The 14,472-nt window shown below is 66.1% G+C and carries 11 protein-coding genes and 2 tRNA genes; 3 read left to right on the forward strand and 10 right to left on the reverse strand.

Annotated features, from left to right (window positions below; translation table 11 throughout):
- Positions 1-12: 12 nt before the first annotated feature.
- From BN977_RS13820 to BN977_RS13830, 3 genes are read left to right on the forward strand one after another with little or no spacing between them, the layout of a single operon-like run.
- Complete coding sequence (locus BN977_RS13820) at positions 13-810, forward strand: alpha/beta hydrolase (protein ID WP_024452488.1); 798 nt, start codon at positions 13-15, stop codon at positions 808-810.
- Positions 811-819: 9 nt separating this feature from the next.
- Positions 820-1,422 carry an NADPH-dependent F420 reductase gene (locus BN977_RS13825; RefSeq protein WP_024452487.1) on the forward strand — a complete coding sequence of 201 codons (603 nt, stop codon included), beginning with the start codon at positions 820-822 and terminating at the stop codon, positions 1,420-1,422.
- Positions 1,423-1,434: 12 nt separating this feature from the next.
- On the forward strand, positions 1,435-1,869 hold the full coding sequence (locus tag BN977_RS13830) for an ester cyclase (protein ID WP_024452486.1): 435 nt from the start codon (positions 1,435-1,437) through the stop codon (positions 1,867-1,869).
- 110 nt (positions 1,870-1,979) lie between these two features.
- On the opposite strand, the gene BN977_RS13835 is transcribed toward BN977_RS13830, so the two are convergent.
- The 10 genes from BN977_RS13835 to dnaA form a co-directional block, all read right to left on the reverse strand.
- Positions 1,980-2,050, reverse strand: a tRNA-Ala gene (locus tag BN977_RS13835).
- A 253-nt stretch (positions 2,051-2,303) separates the two neighbouring features.
- Positions 2,304-2,377, reverse strand: a tRNA-Ile gene (locus tag BN977_RS13840).
- A 78-nt stretch (positions 2,378-2,455) separates the two neighbouring features.
- Positions 2,456-3,337, reverse strand: coding sequence for a DUF3566 domain-containing protein (locus tag BN977_RS13845; protein WP_036397923.1), 882 nt, complete (start codon positions 3,335-3,337; stop codon positions 2,456-2,458).
- A gap of 75 nt (positions 3,338-3,412) precedes the next feature.
- Entirely contained in the window at positions 3,413-5,977 is a 2,565-nt protein-coding gene (gene gyrA / locus BN977_RS13850; RefSeq protein ID WP_036397924.1) for a DNA gyrase subunit A, read from the reverse strand.
- 25 nt (positions 5,978-6,002) lie between these two features.
- Complete coding sequence (gene gyrB / locus BN977_RS13855) at positions 6,003-8,015, reverse strand: DNA topoisomerase (ATP-hydrolyzing) subunit B (RefSeq protein WP_024452483.1); 2,013 nt, start codon at positions 8,013-8,015, stop codon at positions 6,003-6,005.
- A gap of 219 nt (positions 8,016-8,234) precedes the next feature.
- Positions 8,235-8,774 (reverse strand): DUF721 family protein, encoded by a 540-nt coding sequence (locus BN977_RS13860; RefSeq protein ID WP_036397925.1) that lies wholly within the window; start codon positions 8,772-8,774, stop codon positions 8,235-8,237.
- The gene (recF, locus tag BN977_RS13865) at positions 8,771-9,931 is read right to left on the reverse strand and encodes a DNA replication/repair protein RecF (RefSeq protein ID WP_036397926.1); all 1,161 of its coding nucleotides are present in this window, start codon (positions 9,929-9,931) and stop codon (positions 8,771-8,773) included. Before recF ends, BN977_RS13860 begins: the two co-directional genes overlap by 4 nt.
- 15 nt (positions 9,932-9,946) lie before the next feature.
- Positions 9,947-10,840 carry a phosphogluconate dehydrogenase (NAD(+)-dependent, decarboxylating) gene (gene gnd / locus BN977_RS13870; RefSeq protein WP_036397927.1) on the reverse strand — a complete coding sequence of 298 codons (894 nt, stop codon included), beginning with the start codon at positions 10,838-10,840 and terminating at the stop codon, positions 9,947-9,949.
- Between the two features lie 30 nt (positions 10,841-10,870).
- Positions 10,871-12,064, reverse strand: coding sequence for a DNA polymerase III subunit beta (gene dnaN / locus BN977_RS13875; RefSeq protein ID WP_191262616.1), 1,194 nt, complete (start codon positions 12,062-12,064; stop codon positions 10,871-10,873).
- A 575-nt stretch (positions 12,065-12,639) separates the two neighbouring features.
- Positions 12,640-14,079, reverse strand: a complete 1,440-nt coding sequence (gene dnaA, locus BN977_RS13880; protein ID WP_036397928.1) for a chromosomal replication initiator protein DnaA — start codon at positions 14,077-14,079, stop codon at positions 12,640-12,642.
- Positions 14,080-14,472 lie beyond the last annotated feature (393 nt).

Consider the following 14,472-nt stretch of genomic DNA (forward strand, 5'->3'; position numbering starts at 1 on the left):
CACCGGCACATCATGACCGACATCGTATTCATCCACGGCCTGTGGATCGCCCACAGCGCGTGGCAACCGTGGATCGACCACTTCGCCGAACACGGCCACCAGGGGGTCGCGCCCGCATGGCCGGGGGAAGCCGACACCGTCGCCGCAACCCGAGAAAACCCCGCGGCGCAGGCAGGATTCGGCATCGACGATCTCACCGAGCACTTCGCCGGAATCGTCAAGCAATTCGACACCCCACCAGTTGTCATCGGGCATTCCTTCGGCGGCCTGATCGCCCAGAAACTGCTGGGACAGAACCTGGTCGCCGCCGCGGTGGCCATCGACCCCGCCCCCATCAAAGGAGTCAGACCTCTCCCAGTCGCCCAGCTCCGCTCCGCATTCCCCGTGCTGGGCAACCCGCTCAACCGTGGCCGTGCCAAAGCCTTGAGTGTCAGCCAGTTCCGCTACGGCTTCGGAAACGCCCTCACCGCAGCCGAATCCGACCAACTGTGGGAAAAGTGGGCCATCCCCTCCCCGGGCAAGCCGCTGTTCGAGGCCGGACTGGCCAACTTCACCCCGAATTCGCCAGCAAAGGTCGACACCGCCAACGCCACCCGGGGTCCGCTGCTGATCACCGCCGGCACCGCCGACCACACCGTGCCCCACGTCAGCGCCAAGGCGGCCTTCAAGCAGTACGCGAAATCGACGGCTATCACCGAGTTTCACGAATTCGACGGCCGCGGGCACTCCCTGACCATCGACCACGGCTGGCGCGACGTCGCCGACACCACCCTGGCCTGGCTGGCCTCCCACAACATCACCGGAAAGTAGGACACCCACATGAAGATCGGATTCATCGGCGCCGGCAACATCGCCCAAGCCGTCGGAACGCAGCTGGCCGCCGTCGGCCACGACGTCACCATCAGCAACAGCCGCGGCGGCGACACCCTGGCCGCACTCGCCGCACCACTGAGCCTGACCGCCGGCACCGTCGCCCAGGCCGCCGACCACGAGGTGGTCTTCCTGGCCGTCCCATGGGGCAAAGTGCCCGCCGCACTGGACGCGGCGGGTGACCTCACCGACCGCATCCTGGTCGATACCACCAACCCGCTGGAAGCCCCCACCTTCACCAAAGCCGACCTCGGCGGGCTGACCTCCAGCGAAGTCATCGCCAACCTCGCCCCCACCGCGCAGGTGATCAAGGCGTTCAACCACATGACCCCGGAAAGCTATGCAGACGGACCTGTCGTCTCCGGCGGCCGAAAACTGCTCTTCCACTCCAGCGACCACCCCGACGCGCACACCGTCATCGCCGCACTCATCGAGTCGCTGGACTACACACCGATCAACCTCGGTACCCTCGCCGGCGGTGGAGCGCTCCACGAATTCCCCGGCGGCCCACTGCCCGCCAGAACCTTCATCGAATACATCCCGACCAGCTAGGACACAACAGAGATGACCGACAACCGTGAGGTCTTCAAAGACCTGGTCCGACGCAACACCGAGCAAGTCCAAGGCGGCGGCGACTTCACCGTGTTCGACGAACTGTTTGCCGACGGCTTCACCGACCACACACCTCAACCCGGCATCACCCCCGACAAAGAAGGTGTCCGAGCCCTCTACACCGGATTACGCACAGCGTTCCCGGACCTGCACGCCGAAATCCACTGGCAGACAGTCGACGACGATAAAGTCACCACCTTCAAGACCTACCGTGGCACCCACCACGGAGAATTCCTCGGCATCGCCCCCACCGGCCGACCCATCTCGTTTGACACCGTCGATGTCTTCCGAGTCCACAACGGCCAACTCACCGACCACTGGGGAGTAGCCAACCTCCTCGGAGTCCTCATCCAACTCGACTCACTACCCGGCCAAACAACCCTCTGAAACGCCGCGGACGACAGTCGCAAGACCAATTGAACTTGGGTCACCCAGATACCGCAGCCAGGTAATCGATCTCGGCCACGATGCCAGCGGTCAGTGCCGACCCACAGAAGTGGAGCCACGGGGAATCGAACCCCGATCTGAGCCTTGCAAAGGCCCCGTTCTACCGTTGAACTATGGCCCCGTCACGGACATGACCGCGACGGTATCATCGCTGGTCATCCGCACTTCCAACTCACTCTCCTACAGATAAAGAACGAACTCCTGACATCTGCCTTGCAAAGGCAGCGCTCTACCAACTGAGCTAAGGCCCCTTACGGGTTCGCAGGGTCTGCGGCGGTGTGCCAGACTTCGGCGCCGTGTCGCGATCGCCATACGACGGCTGCGGCCAGAACTGCCGCGAGCACTACCACCAGCCTCATGGTGTAACCCTTCCGTGGGCCTAGGAGGACTCGAACCTCCGACCTCTTCGTTATCAGCGAAGCGCTCTAACCGCCTGAGCTATAGGCCCGTGTGACCACTCGATTTCTCTGACCGGCCGAGCGACGAGATTACCGTAATGGGCCCCGTCTTCCCAAACCGCGTAGATCTAATCCCGATCGGCCAGCGTCACCTCCACCCCGCCCACCAGGTCGGTGGTGAGGTTGTAGATGAACGCACCGGCGGTCGCCATCGCGGTCAACAGCACGATGTTCACCAGGCCGATCAACGCGGCACCGCCGAAAATCGTTCCGCTGGACACCAATTCGCCGCCGGTACCGCTGTTGCTGGTGAGCAGATCGCCCACGTTGCTGTTCAGCTTGCTCCACACGCCCATACCGCCGAGCACCAGGTAGAGGAACGCCACGGCGATCATCCAGACGAAGAACAGCGCGGCCGAGAGCACCAGCGACACCTTCAGCGTGCTCCACGGATCGATGCGTCGGATCTGCATGCTGGCCCGCACCGGACCTTGCTTACGGTTGGCCACCTGCACCCGCCCGGGCGGGGGAGCGGGCCGGGATTCGGCCGCCGTGGCCCGGGCCGGCCGCGGCGGCGGTCCGGACAGGTCCGGCAGCTCGCTGGCGTAGTTCTCCGGCCGTGCGGCCTCCGGCCGCTCGGTGCGGGTGGGCAACACCTCGGTTTCGCGCGGCGGGTTCTGCGGAGGACCGGCAGGCGTCTCCCGGGCCGGTGCGTTACCCCCGGCGATGAACCGGTTGAGCCTGGCGTCCACCCCCTGGGGGTGCGCCGGCCGGGTCCCGCCGTCGGCGGGACGGGCGCCTTCCGCCGGCCGGCCGGCAATCGACGCTTCCGCCGGCCTACCGGCATTCGACCCTTCCGCCGGCCTACCGGTGTTGGCCCGGGCCGCCGGTCCGCGCTGCCACGGGGGCACTTCACCCTCGGGTACGGCACCCGGCGTCCCGGCGGCGCCGTTTGCGCTGCCGGGGCCCTCGCTTGCCCGCGAGTGGCCGGGTTCCTTCGGTGACGTCACCTGAGGTGCTCCTTAGCTCAGGCCCCGGAGGGCTCGGTGCTGGCGGTACTGCCGCAGTGGCATCCGGCAGTCACGCTACGCGTCGGTCGACTCGTCGCCTGCGGCCTGATCGCCTTCCACGTCGACAACTTCGGCCTCACCGGCTTCCGCTTCGACAGCTTCGGCCTCGTCGGATTCCTCCGCGTTGTGTGCGATGGCAATCAGTGTGTCGCCCTCACCGAGGTTCATCAAGCGCACGCCCTTGGTCTGCCTGCCGGCCTTGCGCACCTGACGCGCCGCCGTGCGGATCACCCCGCCGCCGGAGGTGATGGCGTACAACTCGGTGTCGTCGTCGACGATCAGCGCACCCACCAGGCTGCCGCGGCGCCGGTCGTACTGGATGGTCAAGATGCCCTTACCGCCGCGGCCCTGCACCGTGTACTCCTCGATATCGGTGCGCTTGGCGTATCCGCCGGCGGTGGCGACCAGCAGGTAGGTGCCCTCACGGACCACGTTGAGCGACAGCAGCCGGTCGTCCTCGTTGAACCGCATGCCCTGCACACCCGAGGTGGCGCGACCCATCGGCCGCAGCGCCTCGTCGGTGGCCGAGAACCGGATGGACTGCCCGTTGGCCGAGACCAGCAGCAGATCGTCCTCGGCCGAGCACAGCACGGCACCGACCAGTTCGTCGCCTTCGCGCAGGTTGATGGCGACGATGCCGCCGGAGCGGTTCGAGTCGAAGTCGATCAGCTTCGACTTCTTCACCAGACCGTTGCGGGTGGCCAGCACCAGGTAGGGCGCATCCTCGTAGCTCTTGATCTGGATGACCTGGGCGATGCGTTCCTCGGGCTGGAAGGCCAGCAGGTTGGCCACGTGCTGGCCACGGGCCGTGCGCGACGCCTCCGGCAGGTCGTAGGCCTTGGCCCGGTACACCCGGCCCTGCGTGGTGAAGAACAGGATCCAGTCGTGCGTCGAGCACACGAAGAAGTGGTTGACGATGTCGTCCTGCTTGAGACCCGCGCCCTGCACACCCTTACCGCCGCGCTTCTGGCTGCGGTACAGGTCGGTCTTGGTGCGCTTGGCATAGCCCGTCTCGGTGATGGTGACGACGACGTCCTCGCGCTGGATGAGGTCCTCGTCGGTGACGTCACCGTCCGCGGCGATGATCCGGGTGCGACGTTCGTCACCGTGCTTCTCGACGATCTCCTTGAGCTCGTCACGCACGATGGCGCGCTGGCGCTCCGGCTTGGCCAGGATGTCCTCGAGGTCGGCGATCTCGGCCTCGATCTTGGCCAGGTCGTCGACGATGCGCTGCCGTTCCAGGGCGGCCAGCCGGCGCAGCTGCATGTCGAGGATGGCTTGGGCCTGGATCTCGTCGACGTCGAGCAGCTCCATCAAGCCGCTGCGGGCGACGTCGGCGTTGGCCGACGCCCGGATCAACGCGATCACCTCGTCGAGGGCATCCAGCGCCTTGACCAGACCGCGCAGGATGTGGGCGCGTTCGTTGGCCTTGCGCAGCCGGTACCGGGTGCGCCGGATGATCACATCGAGTTGGTGCGCAACGTAGTACCGGATCATCTGGTCTAGCCGCAGGGTGCGCGGCACGCCGTCGACGATGGACAGCATGTTGGCACCGAAGCTGGTCTGCAGCTGGGTGTGCTTGTAGAGGTTGTTCAGCACGACCTTGGCCACGGCGTCGCGCTTGAGCTCCACCACGATGCGCAGACCCACGCGGTCGCTGGACTGGTCCTCGATATTGGAGATGCCGGTCAGCTTGGCGTCGCGGACCTGCTCGGCGATCGAGGTGATGAAGTTGTCGTGGTTGACCTGGTAGGGCAGCTCGGTGATGACGATCGAGGTGCGCCCGCGCGAGTCCTCCTCGATCTCGACCACACCGCGCATCCGGATCGATCCGCGTCCCGTGGTGTAGGTGTCGTTGATGCCCTGGGTGCCGACGATCAGGCCGCTGGTGGGGAAGTCGGGGCCCTTGACCCGCTCGCAGACCGCGGCCAGGGTGGCCTCTTCGTCGGCCTCGTGGTTCTCCAGGCACCAGTACACGGCCTCGGCGAGCTCGTTGAGGTTGTGCGGCGGGATGTTGGTGGCCATCCCGACGGCGATACCGCCGGATCCGTTGGCCAGCAGGTTGGGGAACCGGCTGGGCAGAACCGTCGGCTCCTGCACGCGGCCGTCGTAGTTCGGGATGAAATCGACTGTCTCCTCGTCGATCTCGCGCAGCATCTCCATGGCCAGCGGCGTCAGCCTGGCCTCGGTGTACCGCATGGCGGCGGCCGGGTCGTTGCCCGGTGAGCCGAAGTTGCCCTGACCGTCGACCAGCGGGTAGCGCAGCGACCACGGCTGGGCCATCCGGACCAGGGTGTCGTAGATCGACGCGTCGCCGTGCGGGTGGTAGTTACCCATCGTCTCGGCCACCGAGCGCGCCGATTTGGCGTGGCTGCGGTCCGGCCGGAACCCGGAGTCGTACATGGCGTACAGCACCCGCCGGTGCACCGGCTTGAGACCGTCGCGCACCTCGGGCAGCGCGCGGCCGACGATCACGCTCATCGCGTAATCGATGTAGCTGCGCTGCATCTCGTGCTGGATGTCGACCGGTTCGATGCGATCGGACGTGCCGTCGCCGGGGGGCAACGTGGTGTCAGTCATGAAGTTTCCTCAGTGGGTCAGACGACTAAACGTCAAGGAAGCGAACGTCTTTGGCATTTCGGGTGATGAAGCTGCGGCGCGCCTCGACGTCCTCGCCCATCAGGATGGAGAACAGTTCGTCGGCCGCGGCGGCGTCGTCGAGGGTGACCTGGCGCAGCACCCGCACCGACGGATCCATGGTGGTCTCCCACAGCTCCTTGGCGTCCATCTCACCCAGACCCTTGTAGCGCTGGATCCCGTCGTCGGTGTTGATCCGCTTGCCGGCCTTCTTGCCGGCCTCCAGCAGACCGTCGCGCTCGCGGTCCGAATAGGCGAATTCCGGTTCGCTGCGTTGCCATTTCAGCTTGTACAGCGGCGGCTGCGCCAGGAAGATGTGCCCGTTCTCCACCAGCGGCTTCATGAAGCGGAACAGCAGCGTCAGCAGCAGGGTGGAGATGTGCTGGCCGTCGACGTCGGCGTCGGCCATCAGCACGATCTTGTGGTAGCGCAGCTTGGTGATGTCGAACTCGTCGTGGATACCGGTACCGAGCGCGGTGATGATCGCCTGGACTTCGGTGTTCTTCAGCACGCGGTCGATGCGCGCCTTCTCGACGTTGATGATCTTGCCGCGCAGCGGCAGGATGGCCTGGAACATCGAGTCCCGGCCGCTCTTGGCCGAGCCGCCGGCCGAATCACCCTCGACCACGTACAGTTCGGACTTGCTCGGGTCGGTGGAGCGGCAGTCGGCCAGCTTGCCGGGCAGGCCGCCGATGTCGGTGGCACTCTTGCGGCGCACCAACTCCCGCGCCTTGCGGGCGGCGATGCGCGCCTGCGCGGACGAAACCGCCTTGTTGACAATGGTTTTGGCTTCCGCCGGGTTGGCGTCGAACCAGTGCTGCAGTTCCTCGTTGCAGATCTTCTGCACGAAGGACTTGACCTCGGTGTTACCGAGTTTGGTCTTGGTCTGACCCTCGAACTGAGGCTGGGCCACCTTCACCGAGATGACCGCGGCCAGACCCTCCCGGATGTCGTCGCCGGTGAGGTTGGGATCCTTGTCCTTGAGGAGCTTCTTGTCCTTGGCGTACTTGTTCACCACGGTGGTCAGCGCGGCGCGGAATCCCTCTTCGTGGGTACCGCCCTCGTGGGTGTTGATGGTGTTGGCGAACGTGTGCACCGACTCCGAGTAGCCGGCATTCCACTGCATGGCGACCTCGACCTCGTGGCCGGGGCCCTTGCCGTCGAAGTCGATGACGCTGGGCTGGATCGCGGTCTTGGTGCGGTTGATGTGCTTGACGAAATCGACCAGGCCGCCGGGGTAGTGGAAGGTCCGGTGCTTGACCTTGTGCGGTGCCGCCGCCTCGGCGGCCTTCTCCTCCGCGGACTTGGGCGCCTCGGCGGTATCACCGACCACCTCGTCGACCACTTCTTCGGGAGTGACCCGCTCGTCGGTGAGTTCGATGGTCAGGCCCTTGTTGAGGAACGCCATCTCCTGCAGGCGCCGGGCGATGGTCTCGAAGTCGTAGGTGGTGGTCTCGAAGATGTCCGGGTCGGCCCAGAACCGGATGGTGGTACCGGTCTTCTTGGTCTTCTCGCCCTGGCGCAGGGTGCCGGGCACCGACCGGTCGTAGGTCTGGAACCATTCGTGGCCGTCGGTGCGGACATCGGCCTCCAGGCGGGTGGACAGCGCGTTGACCACCGAGACGCCGACGCCGTGCAGACCACCGGACACCTGGTAGGCGCCCTCTTCGAACTTGCCGCCGGCGTGCAGCACCGTCATGACCACGTCGATGGTGGGAATTCCGGTGGCGTGCATGGCCACCGGGATACCGCGGCCGTCGTCGGTGACCTGCACCCCGCCGTCCTCGAGCAGGCGGACATCCACCTTGGTGGCGAAACCGGCCATCGCCTCGTCTACGGCGTTGTCGACGACCTCCCAGACCAGGTGGTGCAGACCACGTTCGCCGGTGGAGCCGATGTACATGCCAGGACGTTTGCGGACCGCTTCGAGGCCTTCGAGCACTTTGATCGAATCGGCACCGTACTCATTCTGGGCAGCCACGTTGGACGCGTCTCCTTGGGGTTCGCGGGGGGCGGTAGCGACTACCACCCACAGATCTCGTCACAGTCTACCGGCACATTCGCACGGCACTGAATCTGTGGCGGCGTTTCCACGTACCTAAACGCGGCGTCTGTGGAATTTCTCGGTGCGGGGTGCGTCCTGACGCCTGAGAAAGTGCTTCGCGGGGTTCTGGCGGCTTTCAGCGACCCACGCCGGGAGCTATCCGTACGTGTCTCGTGGACCCCGGCCGGCGATGTGATAGCGGCCCTTCTTCCAGGACGGGGCCTGCGGTCCGAGGATCTTCACCGAGGTCACCACGCCGTCCCCGACGGCGGCGGCGATCTTGGCCAGGATCTGCGCCTGCATCATCCGCAGCTGGGTGGCCCACGCGGTGGATTCGGCGGCGACGGTGAGCACGCCGTCGCGCAGCGCCGTCGGCACCGCGTGATCGGCGATATCGGCGCCGACCACCACCTTCCACTGACCCAGCACCGACCCCTCGGCCACCTGTTTGGACCAGCCGCGTGATTGCGCCAGGTCCCGGGTGGCGGACCCGAACGGCTGTGGATCACGCACATCGGGTCCGGGTCCGGACCAGCTGCGTCGTTTCCCGGCCTGGCCGGTGCGCCGCGCCGGCGACGTCCGGCCACGTCCCACATCCTTGCCCTGGCTGCGCGCGGCACCGCGGGCCTCCTCGAGCACCCGGCGCACCATGTCGCGCGGATCTTCGGGTGACGAATCTTGCGCCGGGTCGCTCATGCCAGCACCTCCGATATCCGTCCCGTGTCGTCGTCACGCATCCCGACCATTATCCGCCGCGCATCCCAATTTCCTGGCAGGTCGTCGGGTACCGCCGCGGTCACCAACACCTGCTCGGCCGACGCCGCGACCTTGGCCAGCGCCTGCCGGCGCGCACTGTCCAGCTCGGCGAACACGTCGTCGAGCAACAACACCGGGTCCGTCCCGTCGGTCCGGAGCAATTCGTAGGACGCCAACCGCAGGCCCAACGCCATCGACCAGGATTCGCCGTGGCTGGCAAAGCCTTTGGCGGGTTGATCACCGAGGCGCAGTTCCAGGTCGTCGCGATGGGGCCCGACCAGGCACACACGGCGCTCCAGCTCGGCCGAGCGGCGCCGGGCCAGCTCCTCGAGCAGCGCAGTTTCGTACACCGCCGGGTCGACGGTGCCGGCGGCCGCCGCGGCCTCCACCGCCTCGGTGCCGCTGCGGTACCGAATGGAGGCCGGTCGCGACGCCGGCGCCAACAACTGGTAGGCCTTCTCCACTTCCGGTCCCAGCTCGTTGACCAGCTCGATACGAGCCGAAAGAAGTTGTGCCCCATGGGAGGCCAGATGCCCGTCCCAGACCTCGAGGGTGTCCAGCATGCCGGAGTCGCCACGGTGGCGGGCGGGTCCGGCCGTTTTCAGCAGGGCGGTTCGCTGCCGGACCACCTTGTCGTAGTCGGCGCGGACACCGGCGATCCGCGGTCGCCGCGTGGTGGCCACCTCGTCCAGATAGCGGCGGCGCTCGCCCGGGTCGCCGCGCACCAGCGCCAGATCCTCGGGGGCGAACAGCACCGCGCGCAGCACGCCGAGCACCTCACGCGGACTGCGCACCGGCGAGCGGTTCAGGCGGGCCTTGTTGGCCCGGCCGGTGGTGATCTCCAGATCGACCGCCATTTCCCGGCCGTCGTTGGCGACGATCGCCGAGAGCACCGCTCGCTCCGCGCCGGCCCGGATCAGCGGCGCATCGGTGGCCACCCGGTGTGATCCGAGGGTCGCGAGATACCACAGCGCCTCAACGAGATTCGTCTTACCGTAGCCATTCGGTGCGACGAACACCGTCTGGCCGGGACCCAGCTCGAGATCGGCCCGCGGCCACGAACGGAAATCCGTCAACACCACATGACGTACGTACAAATCGTCTTCCCGGCGTCAGCCCGACTCGTGAACCCGTTGCACCGCATGCCCGCCGAATTGGTTGCGCAGCGCCGAAACGGCTTTCATGGTCGGTGAATCTTCTTGGCGGGAAAGGAATCTGGCGAACAACGAGGCAGCAATGCCCGGCACCGGTACGCGCAGCCGGATGGCTTCCTCGACGGTCCACCGACCTTCGCCCGAATCGTCGGTGTAGCCGGTGATATTGGCCAGGCCGGGATCTTCCTTGAGGGCCTTGGCCAGCAGTTCCTGCAGCCACGATCGCACCACGGTGCCGTTGGACCAGGCCTGGTACACCGCGGCCGGGTCCTTGACCAACGGCTCGGCCGCCAGCAGTTCGTACCCTTCGGCGTATGCGGTCATCAGCGCGTATTCGACGCCGTTGTGCACCATCTTGGTGAAGTGACCGGCACCGACCGGTCCGGCGTGCACGAATCCGTCCGCGACGTCGCCCGCCGGCCGCAGCGTGTCGAAGATCGGCATGGCCCGCGCGACGTCCTCATCGCTGCCGCCGACCATCAGGCCGTACCCTTCGGTCAACCCCCAGATACCACCCGACACGCCGGCATCGATGAAGGAGATTCCCTTGTCGCCCAACAGTTTTGCGTGTGGAGCGTCCTCGGTGTAGCGCGAGTTGCCGCCATCGATGACCAGGTCTCCTGGCTCGAGGTGCTCGGCGAGTTCCACGATGGTCTGGTGGGTGATGTCACCGGAGGGCACCATCACCCAGACGATCCGGGGCGCGGTCAGTGCCTCGGCCAACCCGGTCAGGCTGGGCACGTCGGTGACCTCGGGGCGGGGGTCGTAACCGATCACCTCGTGGCCGCCGCTGCGCAGCCGCTCCCGCATGTTGAAACCCATTTTTCCCAGGCCGACCAACCCGAGCTGCATATGCGTCCCCTTTACGCGAGGTAGGACCGGTCAGCCAGGAAGACGAACCGGCATCAACAAATAGACGTAGTCGGTATCGGCGGCCGGGAACGGTCCGGACGATCCGACGGTCTCATCATTGTCGCCCGCCGGCCGCAACACCGCGGGACGGCTCGGTGTCGTGAAGCCGAACGTCACACGCTCGGAGTGCAACGAACTCAACCCGTCGGTGAGATATCCGGGGTTGAAGGCGATGGTCAACGGCTCGCCGGCGAACTGCACCGGCAGGTCTTCCTCGGCGCGACCGACATCGTCGGCGCCGGCGGACAGCCGCACCACATCGGCGTCGAATTCCATCCGGACCTGGGCGCCGCGGTCGGCGACCAGCGCCACGCGCTTGATGGCCTCGGTCAGTTCGGCGACCCCGACGGTGGCGATCGCGGTGTGCTCGGTCGGCAGCAACTGCCGGAACTTCGGGAATTCGGCGTCCAACAGGCGGGTGGTGGTGCGCTTGCCGTTGGACCGAATCCCCAGCAGGCCCTCCTTGCCGACCGCCGCGCCGGCGCCGAGTGCCAGGTGCACCTCGGTGCCCGCGGTCCCGGCCTTCGCCGCGTCGGCCAGGGTCTTGGCCGGCACCAGCACCGCGGCCTCGACGCCGGCCACCGCCGTCGACCAGGTCAGTTCGCGGACCGCGAGCCGGAACCGGTCCGTCGCGGCCAAAACCACCTTCTCGCCCGAAATCTCGACGCGGATACCGGTCAGCATGGGCAGCGTGTCGTCGCGCCCGGCGGCCACCGCGACCTGGCCGATGGCCTGACCGAACAGATCGGCCGACACCACACCGGTTTCGTCCGGCAGCGCCGGCAAGGACGGGTAGTCCTCCACCGCCATGGTGGGCAGCGAGAAGCGGGCACTTCCGCAGCTCAGCGAAACCCGGGTGCCCTCGACGCTGACATCGACGGGCTTGGCCGGCAACGACCGCGTGATCTCCGAGAGCAGCCGCCCGGACACCAAAACGCTTCCGGGAGAGGCGATCTCAGCGGGAACGCGAATCTCGGCCGAGGTTTCGTAGTCGTATCCGGAAATCGTCAGCCCGTCATCGGAGCCGGTGAGCAGCACACCAGCCAGGACCGGAACGGTCGGGCGGCTCGGCAGGTTACGGGCGACCCAGGCAACGGCGTCGGCAAAGTCTTCGCGTACCAGGCGGAATTTCAAATCGGTGAGACCAACACTCGTCGTCACCACGTCCATAACGTCCCTTCGATCTACCGCATCAACAAGCACAAGAGCGCGCGGCTCAGTGTCGTTCCGAGCCTAGTCGCGAAGTGGTCGGCGACCGTGCCGGTTATCGAATCACCACCGTAGAGCGTTCGACGCGAAGTTGAAAGCCATCCACTCGCTAAGACGACAGGCCTCGAGCCGGGCGTGTGGTGCTGTGTCCCCAACAGCCTTCTTCTGAAGAAAGAACTAGGTAGAGATACAAGCAACAGTAATAGGGGCTGTGCAGGTTGGGGATAGCTGCCCGGTGCCGCTGGTCGGGACGGCTGCGGGGGTGTGAGCAGGCTGTGGAATCCCGGGGTGCTCGTTGGGTGCGAATGTGGATAACTTCGGCGGTGTGGAGTGAACGGCGGTTGTCCAGCCGGTTGCGCGCAGCTTTTCCACAGCATCATCCACACCGTTTCGGTGTGACAAACGATGCGGCAGTGGCCAAAGTTTTTCTGAGATTTGTGGGCGCCGGCCCGAACCGGCGCTGATTTCGGGCGCACGCCGAAGCGCCGAGTTGCGCGTCGGTCGGCGCACTCGAGCGGGGAAAGAGGGTGTCAGCCCTTGGACCGCTGACGGATCCGGGTGGTGAGTTCCTTGACGTGATCGAAGATCTCGCGCCGCTCGGCCATCCCGTCGCGGATCTTGCGTTCGGCGTACATCACGGTGGTGTGGTCGCGGCCGAACGCCTCGCCGATCTTGGGCAGGGACAGGTCGGTGAGCTCGCGGCACAGATACATGGCGATCTGGCGGGCCTGGGCCAGTGCCCGGGTCTTACCGGGCCCGCGGAGCTCCTCGATGGAGGTTTCGAAGTACTCGGCGGTGACCGCCATGATGGTCGCGGTGCTGATCTGCACCGTGCTGGCGTCGGCGATCAGGTCGCGCAGCACGATCTCGGCCAGCGCCTTGTCGATGGCGGTGTTGCTCAACGAGGCGAATGCGGTGACCCGGATCAGTGCGCCCTCGAGCTCGCGGATGTTGCGCTCGATGCGGCTGGCGATCAGTTCCAGGACGTCATCGGGTACGTCGAGGCGATCCATCTGCGCCTTCTTACGCAGGATCGCGATCCGGGTCTCCAGCTCGGGCGGCTGCACATCGGTGATCAGGCCCCACTCGAAGCGGGTACGCAGCCGGTCCTCGAGGGTGGCCAGCTTCTTCGGTGGCCGGTCCGAGGAGATGACGATCTGCTTGTTCGCGTTGTGCAGGGTGTTGAAGGTGTGGAAGAACTCTTCCTGGATACCTTCCTTGCCCTCGATGAACTGGATGTCGTCGACGAGCAGCACGTCGATATCGCGATAGCTGCGCTTGAACGACGCCTTGCGGTCGTCCCGCAGCGAGTTGATGAAGTCGTTGGTGAATTCCTCGGTGGAGACGTATTTCACTCGCATCCCGGGGAACAGTTTCTGCGCGTAGTTGCCGGCCGCGTGCAGCAGATGCGTCTTGCCCAGACCGGACTCACCCCAGATGAACAACGGGTTGTAGGCCCGGGCCGGCGCCTCGGCGATGGCGAGGGTGGCGGCGTGCGCGAAGCGGTTGGAGGCGCCGATGACGAACGTCTCGAAGGTGTAGCGCCGGTTGAGGCTGACATCGTCGGGTTCCGGGCTGGCCGGCTGCTGCCGGTTGAAGAACGTCGGCCAACTCTGTTCGGCGCTGGTGCGTGCCTCGAGATCGTCGTCGACCTCCTCGACGTCGGCGACCGGAGACGGGTCGACGGGCGCAGACTCGGGCTCGGGTTCCGGGGTGGAGATCCGGACGGCCAGCTCGACGCGCTGTCCGAGCTGACGGCTCAGCGACGCGACGATCGGCTCACGCAGATGGCGCTCGATCTCGTTCTGGACGAACGGCGTGGGCACCGACAGCAGGGCGAAGCCCTCGGTGATGACGAGTGGCTGCACCATCCGCAGCCATGCGCGCTGCTGCGGCGTCAGGGCGGATGTGAGTTCGGCGACGACGTTGTTCCAAATCGTCCCGAACGAGGCATCGGGGTCGGCGGCCAACGACGCTTACCCCCTTGTGGCTGGCCTGGGCATCGCCCAGGAGCGACGACGACAAACTGTCCACATAGTTATCCACAGTCTGTGGAGAGTGGCCAGCCGTGGTTATCGCGTTGTGTGTTCGGCGTGGAAAACGTGTGTCGGAGCTCGTCACGTGCGCTGTGGCGTGTGGGCTCTCGGCCGGCGGTTGTCCTCGCTCTGGTGTCCGGCGCCGCCTCGGTGTCGAAACGGCATTGCCAGAAGCTAACAGTTTTCTCTCGCAGTGCCAACCGTTCTGCAACATTGCCGGGAGGTACCTGGCCGGCACCGTAATGTTGGTGACGCGTGTGACTTTTGTGATTGCACAGGCGATTCCGGAAGGGCAGTCGGACGGGGAGGAACCGGCGAGGAACATGG

Source organism: Mycolicibacterium cosmeticum (assembly GCF_000613185.1).
Taxonomy (GTDB): Bacteria; Actinomycetota; Actinomycetes; order Mycobacteriales; family Mycobacteriaceae; genus Mycobacterium; species Mycobacterium cosmeticum.